The sequence below is a fragment of the Streptomyces albicerus genome (genome assembly GCF_008905045.1).
GTDB lineage: Bacteria > Actinomycetota > Actinomycetes > Streptomycetales > Streptomycetaceae > Streptomyces > Streptomyces albicerus.
Map to the genome: position 1 here is coordinate 17,380 of NZ_VWMY01000043.1, position 19,714 is coordinate 37,093.

General features: G+C 69.7%; 13 protein-coding genes. 10 read left to right on the forward strand and 3 right to left on the reverse strand.

Going from position 1 to position 19,714, the window contains the following annotated elements; translation table 11 throughout:
• Positions 1 to 15: 15 nt before the first annotated feature.
• The 3 genes from GAS53_RS34055 to GAS53_RS34065 all read left to right on the forward strand — a co-directional run bounded on the left by GAS53_RS34055 (position 16) and on the right by GAS53_RS34065 (position 4,008).
• Positions 16 to 1,443: an NAD(P)/FAD-dependent oxidoreductase gene (locus GAS53_RS34055; RefSeq protein ID WP_151481614.1), complete on the forward strand. Its 1,428-nt coding sequence runs from the start codon at positions 16 to 18 to the stop codon at positions 1,441 to 1,443.
• 231 nt (positions 1,444 to 1,674) lie between these two features.
• A complete protein-coding gene (locus GAS53_RS34060) occupies positions 1,675 to 2,127 on the forward strand; it encodes a hypothetical protein (RefSeq protein WP_151481615.1) in 453 nt (150 codons plus the stop codon).
• Positions 2,128 to 2,211: 84 nt separating this feature from the next.
• Positions 2,212 to 4,008 (forward strand): chitinase, encoded by a 1,797-nt coding sequence (locus GAS53_RS34065; protein WP_192583398.1) that lies wholly within the window; start codon positions 2,212 to 2,214, stop codon positions 4,006 to 4,008.
• Here GAS53_RS34065 and GAS53_RS34070 read toward each other — a convergent pair.
• Both GAS53_RS34070 and gabT read right to left on the reverse strand, forming a co-directional pair.
• The gene (locus tag GAS53_RS34070) at positions 3,996 to 4,598 is read right to left on the reverse strand and encodes a phosphatase PAP2 family protein (protein WP_225859254.1); all 603 of its coding nucleotides are present in this window, start codon (positions 4,596 to 4,598) and stop codon (positions 3,996 to 3,998) included. The genes GAS53_RS34065 and GAS53_RS34070 overlap by 13 nt on opposite strands.
• 365 nt (positions 4,599 to 4,963) lie before the next feature.
• Positions 4,964 to 6,298: a 4-aminobutyrate--2-oxoglutarate transaminase gene (gabT, locus tag GAS53_RS34075; protein WP_151481617.1), complete on the reverse strand. Its 1,335-nt coding sequence runs from the start codon at positions 6,296 to 6,298 to the stop codon at positions 4,964 to 4,966.
• 301 nt (positions 6,299 to 6,599) lie between these two features.
• Between gabT and GAS53_RS34080 the strand changes: the two genes are divergently transcribed.
• From GAS53_RS34080 to rpmF, 4 genes are all read left to right on the forward strand, one after another.
• Complete coding sequence (locus GAS53_RS34080; protein ID WP_151481672.1) at positions 6,600 to 8,714, forward strand: ATP-binding protein; 2,115 nt, start codon at positions 6,600 to 6,602, stop codon at positions 8,712 to 8,714.
• Between the two features lie 205 nt (positions 8,715 to 8,919).
• The gene (locus GAS53_RS34085; protein WP_151481618.1) at positions 8,920 to 10,587 is read left to right on the forward strand and encodes a PucR family transcriptional regulator; all 1,668 of its coding nucleotides are present in this window, start codon (positions 8,920 to 8,922) and stop codon (positions 10,585 to 10,587) included.
• Positions 10,588 to 10,909: 322 nt separating this feature from the next.
• The gene (locus GAS53_RS34090; protein ID WP_151481619.1) at positions 10,910 to 12,355 is read left to right on the forward strand and encodes an aldehyde dehydrogenase family protein; all 1,446 of its coding nucleotides are present in this window, start codon (positions 10,910 to 10,912) and stop codon (positions 12,353 to 12,355) included.
• A gap of 56 nt (positions 12,356 to 12,411) precedes the next feature.
• A complete protein-coding gene (rpmF, locus tag GAS53_RS34095; RefSeq protein WP_151481620.1) occupies positions 12,412 to 12,582 on the forward strand; it encodes a 50S ribosomal protein L32 in 171 nt (56 codons plus the stop codon).
• 86 nt (positions 12,583 to 12,668) lie between these two features.
• On the opposite strand, the gene GAS53_RS34100 is transcribed toward rpmF, so the two are convergent.
• Complete coding sequence (locus tag GAS53_RS34100) at positions 12,669 to 15,521, reverse strand: glycoside hydrolase family 3 C-terminal domain-containing protein (protein ID WP_151481621.1); 2,853 nt, start codon at positions 15,519 to 15,521, stop codon at positions 12,669 to 12,671.
• A gap of 370 nt (positions 15,522 to 15,891) precedes the next feature.
• Here GAS53_RS34100 and GAS53_RS34110 point away from each other — a divergent pair, with 370 nt between their 5' ends.
• From GAS53_RS34110 to GAS53_RS34120, 3 genes are read left to right on the forward strand one after another with little or no spacing between them, the layout of a single operon-like run.
• Positions 15,892 to 17,586, forward strand: coding sequence for an extracellular solute-binding protein (locus tag GAS53_RS34110; protein WP_151481622.1), 1,695 nt, complete (start codon positions 15,892 to 15,894; stop codon positions 17,584 to 17,586).
• Between the two features lie 27 nt (positions 17,587 to 17,613).
• Positions 17,614 to 18,648, forward strand: coding sequence for an ABC transporter permease (locus GAS53_RS34115; RefSeq protein WP_151481623.1), 1,035 nt, complete (start codon positions 17,614 to 17,616; stop codon positions 18,646 to 18,648).
• A gap of 8 nt (positions 18,649 to 18,656) precedes the next feature.
• Positions 18,657 to 19,604, forward strand: a complete 948-nt coding sequence (locus GAS53_RS34120) for a carbohydrate ABC transporter permease (RefSeq protein WP_404829368.1) — start codon at positions 18,657 to 18,659, stop codon at positions 19,602 to 19,604.
• The last annotated feature ends 110 nt before the right edge of the window (positions 19,605 to 19,714 follow it).

Below are 19,714 nucleotides of genomic sequence, written 5' to 3' on the forward strand. Positions count from 1 at the left end.
TAGGGAGTTGAAATCATGGCCCCAAGCGCCATGAGCCGTAACAAGAACTGGACGAAGTCACTCTCTGAAGCCCAGCCGGTCTCGTACTGGCTGGACGACCCCGGCAAGCCCCGCCCCGAGCCCGCCCTCACCACCGCCGAGACCTGCGACCTGCTCGTCGTCGGCGGCGGCTACAGCGGACTGTGGACCGCGCTCCTCGCCAAGGAGCGCGACCCCGGGCGCGAGGTGGTCCTGGTCGAGGGCCGCGAGGCGGGCTGGGCCGCCTCGGGCCGCAACGGCGGCTTCTGTGCCGCCTCCCTCACCCACGGCCTGGCCAACGGGCTGACCCGCTGGCCCGACGAGATCCACAAACTGGAGGAGCTGGGCGTCCGCAACCTCGACGAGATCGAGGCGGCCGTCGCCCGCTACTCCCTCGACTGCGACTTCGAGCGCACCGGCGAGATCGACGTCGCCACCGAGCCGTACCAGGCCGCCGAACTGCGGGAGTGGTACGAGGAGTTGGAGCGCGAGGGCCTCGCGGACGGCATGGAGTTCCTGGACACCGACGCGGTACGGGAACAGGTGGATTCACCGACGTTCCTCGCCGGCCTGCACGACCGCCGAGGCGTCGCCATGCTGCACCCCGCCAAGCTCGCCTGGGGTCTCAAGCGTGCCTGCCTCGAACTGGGCGTCCGCGTCTACGAGAACACTCCCGCGCTCACCCTGAAGTCCTACGGCGCCGGAATGGCCGTACGCACTCCCTACGGCAGCGTCCGCGCCCGCCGGGTCGCGCTCGGCACGAACATCTTCCCGAACCTGGTCAAGCGCGTGCGTTCGTACACCGTCCCGGTCTACGACTACGCGCTGATGACCGAACCGCTGACCGCCGACCAGCTCGCCTCCATCGGCTGGAAGAACAGGCAGGGTCTCGGCGACTCGGCCAACCAGTTCCACTACTTCCGGCTGTCCGCCGACAACCGGATCCTGTGGGGCGGCTACGACGCGGTCTACCCGTACGGCGGCCGGGTGCGCGCCGAGTACGACGACCGGCCCGAGACGTACGCGAAGCTCGCCGGGCACTTCTTCACCTGCTTCCCGCAGCTGGAGGGCGTCCGCTTCACCCACGCGTGGGGCGGCGCGATCGACACCTGCTCCCGCTTCTCGGCCTTCTTCGGCACGGCCCACCAGGGCCGCGTCGCGTACGCGGCGGGCTATACGGGTCTCGGCGTCGGCGCGACCCGGTTCGGCGCGGACGTGATGCTCGACCTGCTGTCGGGCGAGCGCACGGAACGTACGTCGCTGGAGATGGTCCGCAAGAAGCCGCTGCCCTTCCCGCCGGAACCCTTCGCGTGGACGGGGATCGCGCTCACCAAGTGGTCGCTGGCGCGGGCCGACGCGCACGGCGGCCGGCGTAATCTGTGGCTGCGGACGATGGACAAGCTGGGCCTCGGCTTCGACAGCTGAGGCCCCGCCCCTTGCGGACTGCTGAGGACCCACCCCTTGCCGGGCTGCTGTGTGTGCGGTCTGCTCGCTGAGGGCGTGCGCGCCTGCTGGCCATCCACAGGCGTACGCCCTGCTCATCCACGTGACCCGGTTCACCACCAACTAGTTGCCGGAACCCGCGTAATGCCCGGCCCGGACCTCCCTCTCCCCTGTGACGCGACCAGCGTCTACACGAGAAAGGGAGGTTCCGCCATGACAGGGGCCAAGACGGCGGTCGACTGGCTGGCATCCGTAGCTCCGGATCCCGAAGCCTGCCGCTGGGAATGGGAGCGCAATCCGATGGGGGTCGCGCTGCTTCCGGCGGGCAAGGCCTGGGACGTACTCATTCTGCCGGGCGACCTCGGCTATCCGACGCTCGACGTGCTGACCCGGGTGATCGACCAACCGGGTCCCGTGCTCGTCGACTTCGGCGACGCCCGCATGGGCTTCTTCGTGCCGCCGGGCACGGCCGCCCGGTGGCTCGGCACGGGCGTACGCACCGCCGGGCTCGGCACCTGGATCGTCGTGCCGTACCCGGGCCGGTCCACCGGAGGGGTCCGCTGGCTGGTCCCACCGGACGGCTCGGGCACGCTCACGGATCCGACACTGCTGGAACTGGCGATGCACGAGGCCGCGGCGGGTCGCGCGACTGATGACCGGGGATAGCTGCCGGAAGCCTTGACAACAGGATTGGTCTGGACCAAATTGAGCGCGCTCCACCCTCCAATTCCCCCATGCCAGGAGGTACTTGTGGATCGCACCAGATCTGTCCTCGCCATCTGTGCGGCCACCGTCCTGGCCGTACCCGGCCTCGCCGCGCTCTCGTCGGCCGCCCGTGCGGCCGACGCGGACCTCGCGAGGAACGGCGGGTTCGAGTCCGCCCTCGACGGCTGGAACTGTACGGCGGGCAGTGTCGTCAACTCACCTGTACGGAGCGGCAGTTCGGCACTGAAGGCGACCCCGGCCGGCAGTGACAACGCACGGTGCGCGCAGACCGTGACCGTCAAACCCGACTCCCAGTACACCCTCGCCGGATACGTCCGCGGCAGCTACGCCTACCTCGGCGCGAGCGGCACCGGCACCACCGACGTCTCCACCTGGACGCAGTCCGCGCCGGACTGGCAGCGGCTCACCACCACCTTCCGCACCGGCCCGTCCACCACCAAGGTCACGATCTACACGCACGGCTGGTACGGCACCGGCGCCTACCACGCCGACGACATCTCCCTGGTCGGCCCCGGCGTCGACGCGGGTCAACCACCGGCCGCACCCACCGCCCTCACGGTCGGCACGGTCACGTCCACCAGCGTCGGCCTGTCCTGGCCGGCGGTCCCCGGCGCGACCGGATACGCCGTCTACCGCAACGGGGCGAAAGTCCAGTCGGCGACCGGCACTTCCACCACCGTGGCCGGCCTTTCGCCCTCGACGGCGTACTCCTTCCAGGTCGCCGCCGTGAACGACGCCGGAGAGTCCGCGAAGTCGCCGACCGTCACGGCGACCACGACGGCGGGCCCGGGTGGCGGGCCCTCGGACCTCCCCGCCCACGCCCTGGTCGGCTACCTCCACGCGAGCTTCGCCAACGGCTCCGGCTACACGCGGATGGCCGACGTCCCCGACAGCTGGGACGTCATCGACCTGGCCTTCGGCGAACCGACCTCCACCACCTCCGGCGACATCCGCTTCAACCGCTGCCCGGCCACCGAATGCCCGAACGTCGAGAGCGACGCGGACTTCAAGGCGGCGATCAAGGCGAAGCAGGCGGCGGGAAAGAAGGTCCTGATATCCATCGGCGGCCAGAACGGCCAGGTGCAGCTGACGACCGCGGCGGCCCGTGACGCCTTCGTCTCGTCGGTCTCGAAGATCATCGACGAGTACGGACTCGACGGCCTGGACATCGACTTCGAGGGCCACTCGCTCTCCCTGAACGCCGACGACACGGACTTCAAGAACCCGAAGACCCCGGTGATCGTGAACCTCGTCTCGGCCCTGAAGACCCTGAAGGCCAAGTACGGCGACGACTTCGTCCTGACGATGGCCCCGGAGACCTTCTTCGTCCAACTCGGCTACCAGTACTACGGAACCGGCAAGTGGGGCGGCCAGGACCCGCGCGCCGGCGCCTACCTCCCGGTCATCCACGCCCTGCGCGACGACCTGACACTCCTCCACGTCCAGGACTACAACTCCGGCCCGATCATGGGCCTCGACAACCAGTACCACTCCATGGGCGGCGCGGACTTCCACATCGCCATGACCGACATGCTCCTGACGGGCTTCCCGGTCGCGGGCGACGCCGGCAACGTCTTCCCGCCGCTGCGGCCCGACCAGGTGGCGATCGGTATGCCGGCGTCCACGAACGCGGGCAACGGACACGTACCGCCGTCCGAGGTCAACAAGTCCCTGGACTGCCTGACGAAGAAGACCAACTGCGGCCCGTACGCGACCCACGGCACCTGGCCCGCACTCCGCGGCCTGATGACGTGGTCGATCAACTGGGACCGGTACGGCAGCTGGGAGTTCTCGAAGAACTTCGACGGCTACTTCGGCTGAGGAGCTTTGCTGCCGCTGCGGCTCAGGAACATCGTGAGCCCCAGCAGCAGCATGGCGCTCAGACACCAGCTCCCCGCCACATCCAGCGTCCAGTGGTAGCCGCGCCGGACCAGCCCGAAACTCACGGCCGCCACCAGCACCAGATAGCCGATGACGAGTTCGCGTCGGCGATAGCGGCTGTGGAGCCATGGGAGCAGGAGGAGGACGGCCGCTCCGTAGGCGACGGCGGCTGTGGCCGTGTGGCCCGAGGGGTAGTAGCCGTCGCCCGCCATGCCGGGCGGGCCGGTGCGGCCGATGGCTTCCTTCATCGGAACGACCAGGACCGGAACGGCGGCCATCGTGATCAGGGCCGCGAAGGGTGGGAGCCACCAGCGGAGGAGGGATGCGCGCCGTGCGCGCCGGCAGGCGTACGCGGAGACCGCGAGCAGGACCGGGACGGCGACCGTGACGTTGCCGAGGTCCGCGAGGAACTCGGCGGCGCCGTTCGGGAGGCGGCTGTCCGTGATCGACCCGGCCAGGCGCTCGTCCGCGCGGCGCAGCGGGGTGTCGACGGCGGCCTGCCAGGTGAGGAAGGCGAAGAGGAGGACCAACGGGCCCAGAACCCAGGCCGGCCGCCCCGGAACAGGGGGGGTAGTTCCGGGGCGGCCGATCAGATCGGGTTGTCGCTCGCCCCGGGGGGTTTGGGGCGGGCGACTGTCCGATCGGTGAGGAGATCCAGAGCCGGAGGCTCCGGTTGTGTGCGCGATGGCACGACCAGGGCGAAGCTGGGGAGGCCCCGACCCGGTGTCACCCACAGTCCCCTGTGGGCGGGGTGTATCTCTCATCTGGGTAGAACCTACGTCAGGGGCAGGGCGTCCGACAGACGGAATCGCGTCCCGCCATGCACCTCGCACACGTTCTTCACACGCCCCGCTCCTCGCTGCCCCGAGACCGGAACCGATGAGGCAGACTCCGCTCAGATGCGGGCAAAAGCCTGCTCGATGATGTCGAGGCCCTCGGTCAGCAGGTCCTCGCCGATGACCAGCGGCGGCAGGAAGCGCAGCACGTTGCCGTATGTGCCACAGGTCAGGACCAGCAGGCCCTCCTGGTGGCAGGCCTTGGCGAGCGCGGCGGTCGCCGCCGGGTTCGGCTCCTTCGTCGTACGGTCCGTGACCAGCTCGATGGCGACCATGGCGCCGCGGCCTCGGACGTCTCCGATGATGTCGAACTTCTCGGCCATCGCGCCGAGGCGGGCCTTCATGACCGCCTCGATGTTCTTCGCCCGCGCGTTGAGGTCGAGCTCCTTCATCGTCTCGATCGAGCCGAGGGCGCCCGCGCAGGCCACCGGGTTGCCGCCGTAGGTGCCGCCCAGGCCGCCCGCGTGCGCGGCGTCCATGATCTCGGCGCGGCCCGTCACGGCGGCGAGCGGCAGACCGCCCGCGATGCCCTTGGCCGTGGTGATCAGGTCCGGGACGATGCCCTCGTCCTCGCAGGCGAACCACTGGCCGGTACGGCAGAACCCGGACTGGATCTCGTCGGCGACGAAGACGATCCCGTTGTCGGACGCGAACTTGCTGAGCGCGGGCAGGAAGCCCTTGGCCGGCTCGATGAAGCCGCCCTCGCCGAGGACCGGCTCGATGATGATCGCGGCCACGTTGTCCGGACCGACCTGCTTGGTGATCTGGTCGATGGCCTGCGCGGCGGCCTCGGGGCCCGCGTTCTCCGGACCGGTCGGCCAGCGGTAGCCGTACGCCATCGGCATGCGGTAGACCTCGGGCGCGAACGGGCCGAAGCCATGCTTGTACGGCATGTTCTTCGCGGTCAGCGCCATCGTGAGGTTCGTACGCCCGTGGTACCCGTGGTCGAACACGACGACGGCCTGTCGCTTCGTGTACGCCCGCGCGATCTTGACGGCGTTCTCGACGGCCTCGGCGCCCGAGTTGAAGAGGGCGCTCTTCTTGGCGTGGTCGCCCGGCGTCAGCTCGGCCAGCGCCTCGGCGACGGCCACGTACCCCTCGTACGGCGTGACCATGAAACAGGTGTGGGTGAAGTCCTGGAGCTGGGCGCTCGCCCGGCGCACGACGGCCTCGGCGCTCGCGCCGACGCTGGTCACGGCGATGCCGGAACCGAAGTCGATCAGCCGGTTCCCGTCGACGTCCTCGATGATCCCGCCGCCCGCCCGCGCGGTGAACACGGGCAGCACGGACCCCACACCGGCCGCGACCGCGGCGGTGCGGCGGGCCTGCAACTCCTGCGACTTCGGACCGGGAATGGCGGTGACGACACGGCGCTCCTGCGGAAGTGCGCTCATGAGGGGCTCCCTGGGGGTCTTGCGAACGGCTTACGGACGACTTGCGAACGGGTTTCTTCGGACGCTCGGCTTCCTTCTTCGCAGGCTATGGCCGGGGACGGGGGGTGGGCATGCTCCATCTGGGCGTTGTCAGGAGATTCGCTTGTCCGCCGTGGACATAGCGTGGGCGTGGAGCGGTCAAGGTCCGGGGGCGGCCGTGCCCGGACGAGTCCGGCCCGGTAAGCGGTGAACTCCCCTTGTGGGGGCATTAGATTGACTGGCTAACGACATATGGAGCGGCTGGTCAGGGGTGGCAGAGGCGATGGACAGCGACGGCACGCAGGACGCACGGGGCACGCACGCCGATCGTGTGCCGCGGCCGGCGGGGCCGCCGCAGGTGCCACCACGGCCCGCGCAGGCGCCCGGGGGGTCGCCCGTGTCGGACGGGTCGGCCTTTCTCGCGTGGCTGCGGACTCCGCGGCCCGAGGCCGCGCCGGGTGTGTGGCGGTTCGGGCATCGGCCACGGCCGGAGGAGGAGCCCGAGGAGATTCCGGCCCGGCAGTTGCTGAGCGGGGCGCTGGTCGCCTTTCTTGTGGGGTGGCTGATCTGGTCGTTGCTGTGGAACGGCTATCTCGGCGGCTGGTGGCTGCTGCCGCTCTACGCGATGATTCCGGACTCCTGGGCCGAGCCGCACAGCTTCGGATCCGTCGTGGTCGTCTACGCCTACTACCTGGTCATCGCGCTCGGGATCATGATCGGAGTCGGGCGGCTCGGCCGGTGGAGTGAGGTGTGGCGGCGCTACGGGCTGCCCGCCTGGCGTCGGGCCGCACCCGTGAGCGAACGGCCGCCCGTGCCCGAGGAGGATCCCGCCCAGTGGAACCAGCTGCGGGGCGCCGGTGCCGCCGATGCCGCCGACCGGCTTGCCGCCGAAGCGCGGACCGGGCTCATGCGCGATGTCGATCACGCGCGGATCGCCCGGGCCTGGCAGGGCGTACGGAGCGGGCGGCACAGTCTCGCCACCTTCAGCGGGGCCGTGCTGAGGGACGGCGCCGCCGCGTGTCTGCATCCCTCCGGGGACCGGGACCTCCCGGGGCGGCTCGCGACGCACGACCTCGTCACCGGACAGGTACGGCTCGGTACGACCGCCGACGACCCGCGGAATCCGTACTCCTATCGCGGGACGGGGCTGGCCCTTGGGCCGGAGCTCCTCGGCACCTCGCTGCTCGCCGTCGGGCCCGCCGGGTCCGGCAAGACCGGCGGTGTCGTCTGGCCGCTCGCCGAGTCGCTGTGTCTGCACGCGCTCGCCGGGCGGGCCGCCGTGGTCGTGGTCGGGGCCGCGGGGGCCGGGCTCGGGCCGGCCGACGCGTACGACGTCGTGGTGCGGGTCGGGAACCCCGACTCCGTGTACGACCTCGATCTGTACGGCGGCACCACCGACCCGGACGAGGCCGCGGCCGTGCTCGCCGAGGCGCTCGTCGGGGATCTCGCCGATCCGCATCCCGGCGGGGACAGCCGGCGGTCCACCACCGTGCTCGCCCAGCTGCTCGGGCCGTACCGCGCCGTTCACGGGCGCTTCCCGTCCGTACCCGAGCTGAGGCAGCTCCTCGACGGCGCGCCCGGCCCGCTCGGTGCGCTCCGCAAGGCGCTCACGGAGGCGGGTCAGGAGTCGTTGCTGCGGGAACTCGACGCGCGGGAGCGGCAGTTGGGGCATCCCGGAGACGTGGGAGGCGTGCTCGCGGATCGGGTGGCCCTGCTTGACCGGCCCGCCTTCGCCGGCTTCTTCGACACCTCCGGACAGTCCCGGCCCTTCTCGCTGCGAGCCCTCGACCATCCCGTACGCGTGCGGATCGATCTGCCCGAGCGCGGACATGCCGACGCCTCCCGGATTCTCGCGCGGCTCGTGCTCGCCCAGTTCGCGGCCAGTGTCGCCCTGCGGGAGGACCGGTCGCTGTTCGCCTGCCTCGTGCTCGACGACGCCACCGGGGTCATCACGCCTGAGGCCGTACGCGGGATTCAGCGGCTGCGGTCCGCCAACGCCGGCGTCGTGATGACGCTCCGTACGCTCGACGACGCGCCGCGGCCCCTGCGGTCGCCGCTGCTCGGTGCGATCGGGTGCCGGATGGCGCTGTCCGGGCTCACGCCGTGGGACGGGCAGGACTTCGCCGAGGTGTGGGGCAAGGAGTGGACCGAGGCGCGGGACGTCACCGACCGGCAGATCATCGCCGAGACGCCGGCCGGGAAGGCCGTGCACATGCTGCGGCGGGTGATCACCGGGCATGCGCCGACGGCCCGGGCCGTGACCGTGCGGCAGGTCGAGCGGGAGCGGTGGTCCGCGTCCGAGCTGGCGCACGGGGTGCCGCCGGGGCACGCGGTGCTCTCGCTCACCAGTGTGCGGGGCGAGCACGCGCCGCCGTTGCTGGTGGATCTGCGCAGCTGAGGTGCGTGAGGGGGCTGTGGGGCTCCTGAGACGTTTCTGAGGGATTTTTGAGGAGTGAGCCGAGCAGGACGTCCGGACATATGGTCACGGGTTGACCGTACGGTGAGGCAGAATCGACATAGGTCGTTCATACGCCGCGGCCAAAGAATCACAAAGATCACGTTGCCCGTGACCGTCGAAGAACCTGTGAAGACCTGAAGGCCCCATGCCCCCCACGCTCGCCTCGCTCGTCCATCACTCGGCGCTCAAACTCACCGTGCGCGCAGGCGAGGAACGTCTGGACACCCCTGTGCGCTGGGTCCACGCCAGCGAACTCACCGACCCCGTGCCCTACATGGAGGGCGGGGAGCTGCTGCTCATCACCGCGCTCAAGCTGGACGCCGAGGACGCCGACGCCATGCGGCGGTATGTGAAGCGGCTGGTGGGTGCCGGGGTGGCCGGGCTCGGCTTCGCCGTCGGGGTGCACTACGAGGAGATTCCCAAAGCCCTGGTCGACGCGGCAGGGGAGGAGGGGCTTCCGCTGCTGGAGGTGCCCCGGCGTACGCCGTTTCTCGCCATCAGCAAGGCCGTGTCCGCTGCCATCGCCGCCGACCAGTACCGGGCCGTGACTGCCGGGTTCGCCGCCCAACGGGAGCTTACGAAGCAGGCGTTGAGCGATGGGCCCGAAGGGCTGCTGTCCGCGCTCGCCTCGCAGGTCGACGGATGGGCCGCGTTGTACGACGCGTCCGGGGCCGTTGTCGCCACCGCGCCCGAGTGGGCCGGGCGGCGGGCCGCTCGGCTCACCGGGGATGTGGAGCGGTTGCGGGAGCGGGCCGCGCCCGCGAGTGCCGTGGTCGGCGCGGAGGGTGAGGACGGGGAGGACCGGGTCGAGCTGCACTCACTCGGTACGGGGCGGCGGGCGCGGGCCGCGTTGGCTGTGGGCACCGCGGCCGCGTTGGGTACGGCTGAGCGGTACGCCGTGCACTCCGCGATCGCCCTGTTGACGCTGACCACTGAGCGGTCTCGGTCGTTGCATGCCGCTGAGCAGCGGATCGGGGCGGCTGTGTTGCGGATGCTGTTGGCCGGGCAGCCGGATCATGCTCGGGGGGTTGCCGGGGATTTGTACGGCGGGCTGCTGGATGCGCCTTACCGGATGATTCTCGCCGAGACCGCGTCTGCCTCTGCGGGGCGGGCTCGGGCCGGGGGCGGCGTCGGCGGGGTGGATGCGTCCGGTGCCGAGGCGGCTGCGTCTGTGCTTGTCGACGCCGGGGGTGATCCGGTGGGCGGGCTCGTCGAGGTGGTGGAGTCCGCGGCTGCTCGGTCCGGGGAGGCCGTGCTTGTTGTGCCTGACGGCGAGCGGCTTGTCGTGCTCGCCGCGGACGGGGGTGCGGTCGTTTCTGCGTGTACTCGGTACGCGGAGGCCGTCGGGGTCGCTCGGGGCGGGGCCGAGCAGGGGGGCGACGAGGACGAGCTCGTTGTCGGGCTGTCCGCGCCCGCCGGGCCCATTGCCGCCGGGGCCGCCTACAAGCAGGCCGAGCAGGCCTTGTCGGTCGCCCGGCGGCGGGGGCGGGTGCTGGTCGAGCATGAGGAGCTGGCTGCGGGGTCTGTGGTGCCGTTGCTTGCGGATGATGCTGTGCGGGCCTTTGCCGATGGGCTTCTGCGGGCCCTCTACGAGCACGATGCGACGGGGCGGGGGGATCTTGTCGCCTCGTTGAGGGCGTGGTTGTCGCGGCATGGGCAGTGGGATGCGGCCGCGGCGGATCTTGGGGTGCATCGGCATACGTTGCGGTATCGGATGCGGCGGGTCGAGGAGATCCTCGGGCGGTCGCTGGATGATCCGGATGTGCGGATGGAGTTGTGGCTGGCGCTGAAGGCGACGGCGGCGGGGGAGTGAGGGGTTTTTTCGCCCCCGCCGCCCCTACCCGTCCCGTCCCTGGGGGCTGCGCCCCCAGACCCCCGCTGAAAATCAGCCTCTCCGGCGTTTGAGGAGCGGGGGTTCGGGGGCTGGCCCCCGAGACGGGGTCTGGGGCGGAGCCCCAGGGGACGGGAATGGGTAGGGGCGGCGGGGGCGAAAACAGGTCGGTGACTAGGCCAAAGCGGCGTACCCCGGCCCGCGAGTGCTACGACTCGGACAGACGCCCCGTCGCCACGGTGGCCCTACCGTGGACGAGGAAAGACCAAGGACACCCCCACCAGGGAAGGGCCCGGACTCGCACATGACCTCCACGCACGCTTTCTGGCTCGCCGGCCGCCCCGCCACCGGCGAGTCCACCTTCGATGTCACCTCCCCGTGGGACGGCCGCCTCGTCGGCCAGGTCAGCGTGCCGAGTGACGCTCAGGTCGAGGAGGCCGTCGCCGCCGCTCACGCCGTGCGGGACGAGTTCGCCGCGACCCCCGCTCATGTGCGGGCCGCCGCTCTCGACCATGTGAGCAGGCGGCTCGTGGAGCGGACCGAGGAGATCGCCCGGCTCATCTCCGCCGAGAACGGCAAGCCGGTCAAGTGGGCCCGCGGTGAAGTCGGGCGGGCCGTGTCCGTGTTCCGGTTCGCCGCGGAAGAGGCCCGTCGGTTCAACGGGGGCGAGGCGCAGCGGCTCGACACCGACCCGGGCGGTCAGGGGCGGCTCGCCTTCACTCGGCGGTTCCCGAAGGGCGTCGTGCTGGGGATCGCGCCCTTCAACTTCCCGCTGAACCTGTGCGCCCACAAGATCGCCCCCGCCATAGCCGCTGGTGCCCCGATCATCCTGAAGCCCGCTCCCGCCACGCCGCTGAGCGGTCTGCTCATCGGAGAGCTGCTCGCCGAGACCGATCTCCCGGCCGGTTCCTGGTCGGTGCTGCCCGTCGCCAACGACAGGATGCCCGCCCTGGTGCAGGACGAGCGGCTGCCCGTCATCTCCTTCACCGGGTCGGACAAGGTCGGCTACGCGATCATGGACTCCGTGCCGCGCAAGCACCTCACGCTGGAGCTGGGCGGCAACGGCGCGGCCGTCGTACTCGCCGACTGGGCGAGTGACGAGGATCTGGACTGGGCGGCGACCCGTATCGCCACCTTCTCCAACTACCAGGGCGGGCAGTCCTGCATCTCCGTGCAGCGGGTGATCGCGGACGCGGCGGTCTACGAGCGGCTGCTGCCTCGGATCGTCGCCGCTGTCGAGGCCCAGGTCACCGGGGATCCGTCCGACGACAAGACCGATGTCGGGCCGCTGGTCAGCGAGGACGCCGCCAAGCGCGTCGAGTCGTGGGTCGACGAGGCCGTCGCGGCCGGCGCCACGCTGCTCGCCGGAGGCAAGCGCGACGGTGCCTCGTACGCGCCGACCGTCCTCGTCGACGTACCGGCCGATGTGACGATCTCCTGCGAGGAGGTCTTCGGGCCCGTTCTCACCGTGCAGAAGGTGGCGGGGGAGGCTGCCGCCTTCGCCGCCGTCAACGAGTCCAAGTACGGGCTGCAGGCAGGGGTGTTCACCCATGATCTGCAGACCGCCTTCCGCGCTCACCGTGCGCTGGAGGTGGGTGGCGTGGTGATCGGCGACGTTCCCTCGTACCGCGCCGACCAGATGCCGTACGGCGGCGTGAAGCAGTCCGGTGTCGGGCGTGAGGGCGTGAAGTTCGCGATGGACGACTACACCTACGAGCGGGTGCTGGTGCTGACGGGACTTGCTCTCTAGTTCCTGCTGCCAGCCCCTATAGCTTGTGACAATCGTTTTCATGTAGAGTGCCGGGCATGGCAGTTCCGAAGCGCAAGATGTCCCGCTCCAACACCCGTCACCGCAGGGCTCAGTGGAAGGCGTCGACTCCCGATCTCGTCCCGTTCTTCGCCGACGGGCGGGAGTACGCCGTACCCCGGCGCCTGATCCGCGCCTACGAGCGCGGGCTCATCAAGCCCGAGGGGTGACCCACCCACCCCCGGACGAAGGGGCCCGGCACCGATGCCTTCCGGTGCCGGGCCCCTTCCTTTTGTCGTCGGCCTGATCCGGACCCTCAACCGGAGAAGCCGACGTGCGCGAGCCGCAACGGGCCGCGCAGCCTGATGTGCAGATCGTGGACCTCTGCCGCGGGGAACGGGGCGGTGGCCGTCGTGTAGTCGTACGGTCCCGCCGTGGGCGTGATGTCGAACTGGGCGATCACCGGGCCGCCGTTCAGGGCGAGTTCGACCGAGCCCTTGCCTGACACGTCGACCGTGACGGACCGGGTGGCGGCGTTGCCGGGGGTGCCCGTTCCGAAGTCGCAGGCGCGGTAGACCAGTTCGGCGTTGTTGTGTGCCGGTGTCACCGCTTCGCCCGTCTGCTTCGTGCGGTCGACGATCTCCGCGCCCTGCTGCTCGTCGAAGTCGGCTGCGTTCAGGCCGTGTTCGAGGACCGCGCGCGGGGCGGTGGGCGGGCCGTCCAGCTCGAGCGTCTCGCGGAGGCGGATGTCCTCGCTGGACGCGCCCGCGAGGAGTTCGTACGCCCCCGGTTCCAGACGCCACGAGCCCTGGGCCACGTCCCAGAACTCGAAGGCGGAGAGCGGGAGTTCGAAGGTCAGCTCGGTGGAGGCGCCGGGGACCAGGTGGATCCGGCGGTGGGCCAGGAGTTCGCGACGGGGGCGGGGGACGGACGGGGCCACCGCGCGGGTGTAGAGCTGGGGCACCTCGTCGGCCGCGACGTCGCCGGTGTTGGTGACCGTGAAGGTGACGTGGACCGAGTTCTCGCCCGCGTGCGCCGCGAAGTCCCCGTACGCGAAGGACGCGTACGACAGGCCGTGGCCGAACGGGAAGAGCGGGGTGCCCTCGAAGTACAGGTACGTCTGGCGCCCGCCGATCACGTCGTAGTCGAGGAGATCGGGGAGGTCCGCGTCCGCGGCGTACCAGGTCTGCGGGAGGCGGCCCGCCGGGGAGACGTCGCCGGCCAGGACGCGGGCCAGGGCGGTGCCGGCCGCCTGGCCGCCGTGGGCCGTCCACAGGAGGGCGGGGAGGTTGGCGGGGTCGACCGCGTAGGGGTACGAGGACGTGATGATCAGGGCCGTGCGCGGGTTCGCGGTCCTGGCCGCGTCCAGGAGTCGCCGCTGGTGGGCGGGGAGGAGGAGAGTGGCGCGGTCCTCCGTCTCGCGGCCGTTGATGTGCGGGTCGTTGCCCGCGACCACGAGGACGACATCGGCCGAGGCGGCCGCGCGCGCCACCGCGTCCTCGCCCCGTTCGCTGATCTCCAGCTCGAAGATTTCCGGGTTCTCCGCGGCAACCTTTACGCCGTCGGCGGTGACAGAGACGTAGCGCCCCGTACCGACGTGCTTCAGGAGGTGGCCGTTCCCGTGGGAATCGTGGGGCTCCAGGCGGAATGTCTCCTGGACGACCCAGCCGCCCGGCTGATCGGCGGAAGCGCGCACGAGGCCGTCGTCGGCCACCGAGAGGTAGCGGCCGTCGGGGGCGCGGAAGGTGAGGACGCCCTCGCCCCAGTCGATCAGCGCGAGCTCGGTGCCGGTGGTGTCGGTGGTGAGCGGGGGCAGGTCGGTGCGGCCCGCGAGCAGGGCCGGGTCCAGCGCGCCCTCGGCGCCCCGCACCTCGTCGGTCGCGTCGTCGGCCCGCGGCACGCTCAGATACGTACCGGCGGAGGTCTTCAGGCGTACGCGGTCCACGCCCTCGGCGAAGTCCACGTGTTCGGCGCCGAAGCGCTCGTAGAGGCCTTCGAGCGGGGTGGAGCGGTGGATGAGGGTGCCGCTGTACCAGTCGAGTTTGCACTCGTCGGTGAGGAGGCCGACCACCGCGATGCGGGTGCCCTCTTCGGTGAGGGGGAGCAGGTCGTCGTTCTTGAGGAGGACGACGGCCTGCTCCGCCGCTTCCCGGGCGAGGGCGCGGTGGGCCGGGGTGTCGAAGTCCTTCGTCTCCGCGTACGGGTCCAGGCGCGGGTCGAACTCGCCGAGGCGGAAGCGGATCGCGAGCTGGCGGCGGACCGCCGCGTCGATGTCCGACTCGGTCAACAGGCCCTGGTCCAGAGCTCCTTGGACGCGTTCGACGATCTTCGAGCTGTCCGTGCCATGGTCCGTGAAGCTGTCGACGCCGGCGATCAGCGCGGCGGCCGTTGCCTCCTCGTGCGTGTCGAAGTAGTGCTCGGAGTCCACCAGGTTCGAGGGCGCGCCCGCGTCCGAGCAGACCAGCAGGTCCTGGTCCGTCCAGGTGCGCAGGTGCTCGCGCAGATACGGCGAGACGTGGTTGGGGCGGCCGTTGACCAGGTTGTACGCGGGCATCACGCCGGCCACCGTGCCCGCCTCGACGGTCTCGCGGAAGGCGCGCAGGTCGTACTCGTGCAGCACGCGCGGGCGGACGGAACTCGACGAAGTGTCCCTGTTCGTCTCGTTGTTGTGCGCGAGCCAGTGCTTGAGGACCGGGGCCGTACGCCAGTACGCGGGGTGGTCGCCGCGCAGCCCGCGGGTGTAGGCGGTGGCGATCGCCGAGGTGAGCTTCGGGTCCTCCGAGTAGCCCTCCTCGTTGCGGCCCCACAGGGGGTGGCGCAGCAGGTTGACCGTGGGGGCCCAGACGTTGAGGCCGATGCGGTCGTCGCGCGAGCGCATCGCGCGGATCTCGGTGGAGACCGCCTCGCCGATCCGGCGTACGAGCTCGTCGTTCCAGGTCGCGCCGAGGCCGACCGCCTGCGGGAACACCGTCGCGGGGCCCATCCAGGCCACCCCGTGCAGTGCCTCCTGGCCGGTGCGGAACGCGGCGACGCCGAGCCGCTCCACCGCGGGCCCGAACTGGTGCAGCATCGCGACCCGTTCCTCCAGGGTGAGCCGCGACAGAAGATCGTCGATGCGCTTCGCGAACGGCAGCTGCGATTCGCGGAAAGGCGGCGTTTGTGCGGTCACGGGAAGATCCCTCTGCGGAAGTTGCGGAAGAGTGGTGAAGGACTTTCGAAGCGCTTCGATGCTCATTCGACAGAGGGGTGGGTGTCAAGACACCCCGACGCAACAACTCCGAATCCCCACCGACATCCCAAGGGTCGGAAGAGACCGGTTCAGACCTTTACGGCTATGGGGAATCTTGGAATCGGCTCTTGTGCACCCCCAGGTGTTCACTTAACCTCGCAGCAACATCGAAGCGCTTCGACTGTCGAAGATGCCCTCCGGGCGCGCAATTCTCCGAGGTCCGCTTCAGCTCAGCCAGTTCCACTCAAGACACCGCAGCCGACGGCCACACCGCCGGGTGTCCTGCTGTGCGCCACGAAGGGTTGACGCAATGACGCCGAATGCCGCCTCCGCCTCCTCCGGACCGAGCCGGAGAAGCTTCCTCGCCTCCACGGCGGTCGCCACCGCAGCGGTGGCGGGAGGGATGCCACTGCTCGCCGCCTGCGGCGGTTCGGACAGCGGTTCGCGGGAAGGCGCCACGTCGGGCAAGGACGCCAAGAAGCTGCTGCCGGCGTTCGTGGCCACCAACGTGGTGACGCCCGACATCCCCTCCAAGAACGGCTCCGCGGTCGGCTTCACCAGCAAGCTCGACCTCGCCGATCTGAAGACCTCGGTCCCGAAGAAGCTCGGCAAGGGCGGCAAGGTCACCATCATGTCGCCGTTCTGGGGCTCCCCACCGAAGGGGAACAACGCCTACTACACGGCGATGAACGACCTGATCGGCGTCGACGTCGCCTGGCAGAACCAGGACGGCAACACCTACGACCAGAAGCTCGGCGCGGTCCTCGCCTCCAGCAAGGTCCCCGACATGGTGGTCATCCCCGGCTGGAACATGGGCGGCAAGATACCCAGCGCCATCATCGGCAAGTTCGCCGACCTGGGCCCCTACCTGTCCGGGGACAAGGTCAAGGAGTACCCGAACCTCGCGGCCATCCCGACCGACGCCTGGCAGCGCTGCATCTTCGGCGGCAAGCTGCGCGGCCTGCCGATGCCCGCCTCGTACGTCCCCAACATCGTGCCCCTCTACCGCAAGGACATCTTCGACGAGGAGGGCTACGAACTGCCCACCTCCGCCGACGAGTTCATGGCGCTGGCCAAGGACATCACCAACGCCAGGGCCAAGCGGTGGGCGTGCGGCGACATGAAGTGGACCGCGTTCAACGCTTGGGGCGTACTCTCCGGGAGCGAGAAGCCGCTCGGCTGGAATCTCGTGGACGGCAAACTGGTCTACCGCGTCGAGACCGAGGAATTCCTCGAGGCGCTGGAGTGGACCCGCAAGCTCTTCGCCGCCGGGGTCGTCCACCCCGACTTCAAGCTGGGCAAGAGCCAGGCCGTCGACCCCAGCACCAAGTTCGCCGCCGGCGAGTTCTTGATCTACAACAACGACATCTCCAGCTGGTACGGGCAGCAGGCCTCCCAGGCCACTCAGAACAAGAAGTTCCGGATCAGCGGCATGGACATCTTCGGACACGACGGTGGCGACCCGAGCATCTTCGCCACGATGCCGGCCAACATCTTCGCCTTCATCAACAAGGGCGCCTCCGAGTCCGTCATCCGTGACGCGCTGGCCGTCGCCAACGTCACCGCGGCCCCGTACGGCACCAAGGAGTACATGCTCACCAACTACGGGGTCGAGGGCACGCACTACACCGTCAAGGACGGTGTGCCCGTCAAGAACGACAAGGGCAACCAGGAAGCCATCAACGCCTACGTCATGGTCGCCAGCCCCGCCCCGACCCTCGCCCACCCCGACCTCCCCGACATCACCCGGGAACAGGTCGAGTGGCAGCAGCGGATGGGCGCCTTCACCAAGAAGTCGACCTTCTACGGCATGCAGATCACCGAGCCCACCCGCTACACCAACCTCTCCAACGACTTCGAGCAGTTGGAGGACGACATCACCCGCGGCCGCAAGAAGATCAGCGACATGCAGCAGGCCGTCTCCGACTGGAAGAGCAAGGGCGGCGACAAGCTCCGCGACTGGTACCAGAAGCTCCTCGACGAGAACGGCTCGGCGGCGAACTGACCAGGTACTGAGGCGAGGAGAACGGCCGTGTCCCACAGCACGGTGCCTCGGAGCAAGGTCGAGGCCGAAACGACGGAGAAGTCTCCGGTGGCGCCCGGCGGCGCCACCGGCTCCCGGGAGAAACAACGCCCGGACAAGGTGAGCCTGCGCCTCAGGTTCAGACGCGACCGCGTCCTGCTCCTGATGACGCTGCCGGCCGTCCTCCTGGTCCTGCTCTTCAACTATGTACCGATCCTCGGCAACGTCGTCGCCTTCCAGGACTACGACCCCTACATCAGCGACAACGGCGTCGTCTCGATGCTGAACAGCCCCTTCGTCGGCCTGGAGAACTTCCAGCGGATCTTCGAGGACTCGGCCTTCTGGAACGCCGTACAGAACACCCTGGTGCTGTTCTTCCTCCAGCTCGTACTGTTCTTCCCGATCCCGATCCTGCTCGCGCTGCTCATCAACAGCGTGATCAGGCCCCGGGTGCGGGCGGTCGCACAGGCGGTCCTCTACCTGCCGCACTTCTTCTCGTGGGTGCTGGTCATCGCCGTCTTCCAGCAGCTCTTCGGCGGAGCCGGCATCTTCTCCCAGCTCCTGCGGCAGCACGGGTACGACGGCCTCGACTTCATGACCGACCCGGACACCTTCAAGTTTCTGATCACCGCCCAGAGCGTGTGGAAGGACGCCGGGTGGGGGATCATCGTCTTCCTCGCCGCCCTGTCCTCGGTCAGCCCCGACCTGTACGAGGCCGCCGCGATGGACGGGGCCAACCGCTGGCGCCGTATGTGGCACGTCACGCTGCCCGCGCTGCGCCCGGTGATCGCCCTGCTGCTGGTGCTGCGTGTCGGTGACGCCCTCACCGTCGGCTTCGAACAGATCCTGCTGCAACGCGACATGGTGGGACCGGGCGCCTCGGAAGTCCTCGACACCTTCGTGTGGTGGACCGGCGTCCGCAACCAGGACTTCGGATACGCGGCCGCCGCGGGACTAGTCAAGGGCGTCGTCAGCCTCGGCCTGGTCCTCGCCGCGAACAAAGTGGCCCATCTCATGGGCGAGCAGGGGGTGTACAAGAAATGACGTCCCTGATGTGGGAGCCGCGACAGGACGCCGAACCCGTACGCGAGAAGGCGCCCCGGTGGTGGTCCGCCCCGCCCCGGCCGGTGTGGGAGGAAGAGCCCGGCAAGGCCGGCGTCGCGAGCAAGGGCCTGGTGCTGGCCCTCGCCTGCCTGGGGGTGCTCTTCCCGCTGTGGATCGTGGTCGTCACCAGCCTGTCCTCGCGCAAGACCATCGACGAGGCCGGCGGTCTGGTGATGGTGCCGAAGAGCATCACCTTCATCGCCTACCAGGAACTGCTCAGCGGTGGACAGGTCACCCGGGCCACTGTCATCAGCGTCCTGGTCACCCTGGTCGGCACTATCTTCTCGATGACCGTCTCCGTCCTGTGCGCCTACGGCCTGTCCCGCAGCGGATCAGTCGGCCACCGCTGGATCCTGATGCTGCTACTGGCGACCATGTTCTTCAGCGCCGGTCTCATCCCGACCTATCTGCTGGTGCAGACCCTCGGTCTGACGGACAGCTATCTCGCGCTGATCCTGCCGAGCGCGATCAGTGTCTTCAACATTCTGGTGCTGCGCGGCTTCTTCATTGGGATCTCGCAGGAACTCATCGACAGCGCCCGCATCGACGGCGCCGGTGACTTCCGCATCCTGTGGCAGATCGTCATGCCGCTCTCCCGCGCGGTCATCGCGGTGATCACGCTCTTCTACGCCGTCGGCTACTGGAGCGCCTGGTTCAACGCCTCGCTCTACCTCAACGACCAGGACATGATGCCGCTCCAGAACGTCATGATCCAACTGGTCCAGAAGCAGGAGGCGCCGGTCGGGATGGGCCAGGCCATCAAGACCGGCCAGTTGTCGGCCCTCGCCGTGCAGATGGCGGTCATGGTCATGGCTCTCCTCCCCGTCGCCGTCCTCTCGCCCTTCGTCCAGCGCCACTTCAAGAAGGGCATGCTCACCGGCGCGGTCAAGGGCTGAAGCCCGAGCGGGAGCTTCTGTGAGCTTCCGGATGCGGATCCGTCGTGGCTGGTCGCGCAGTTCCCCGCGCCCCTTGGCGGGGCGTCGCCACTCCACCTTTGAAACTTCCC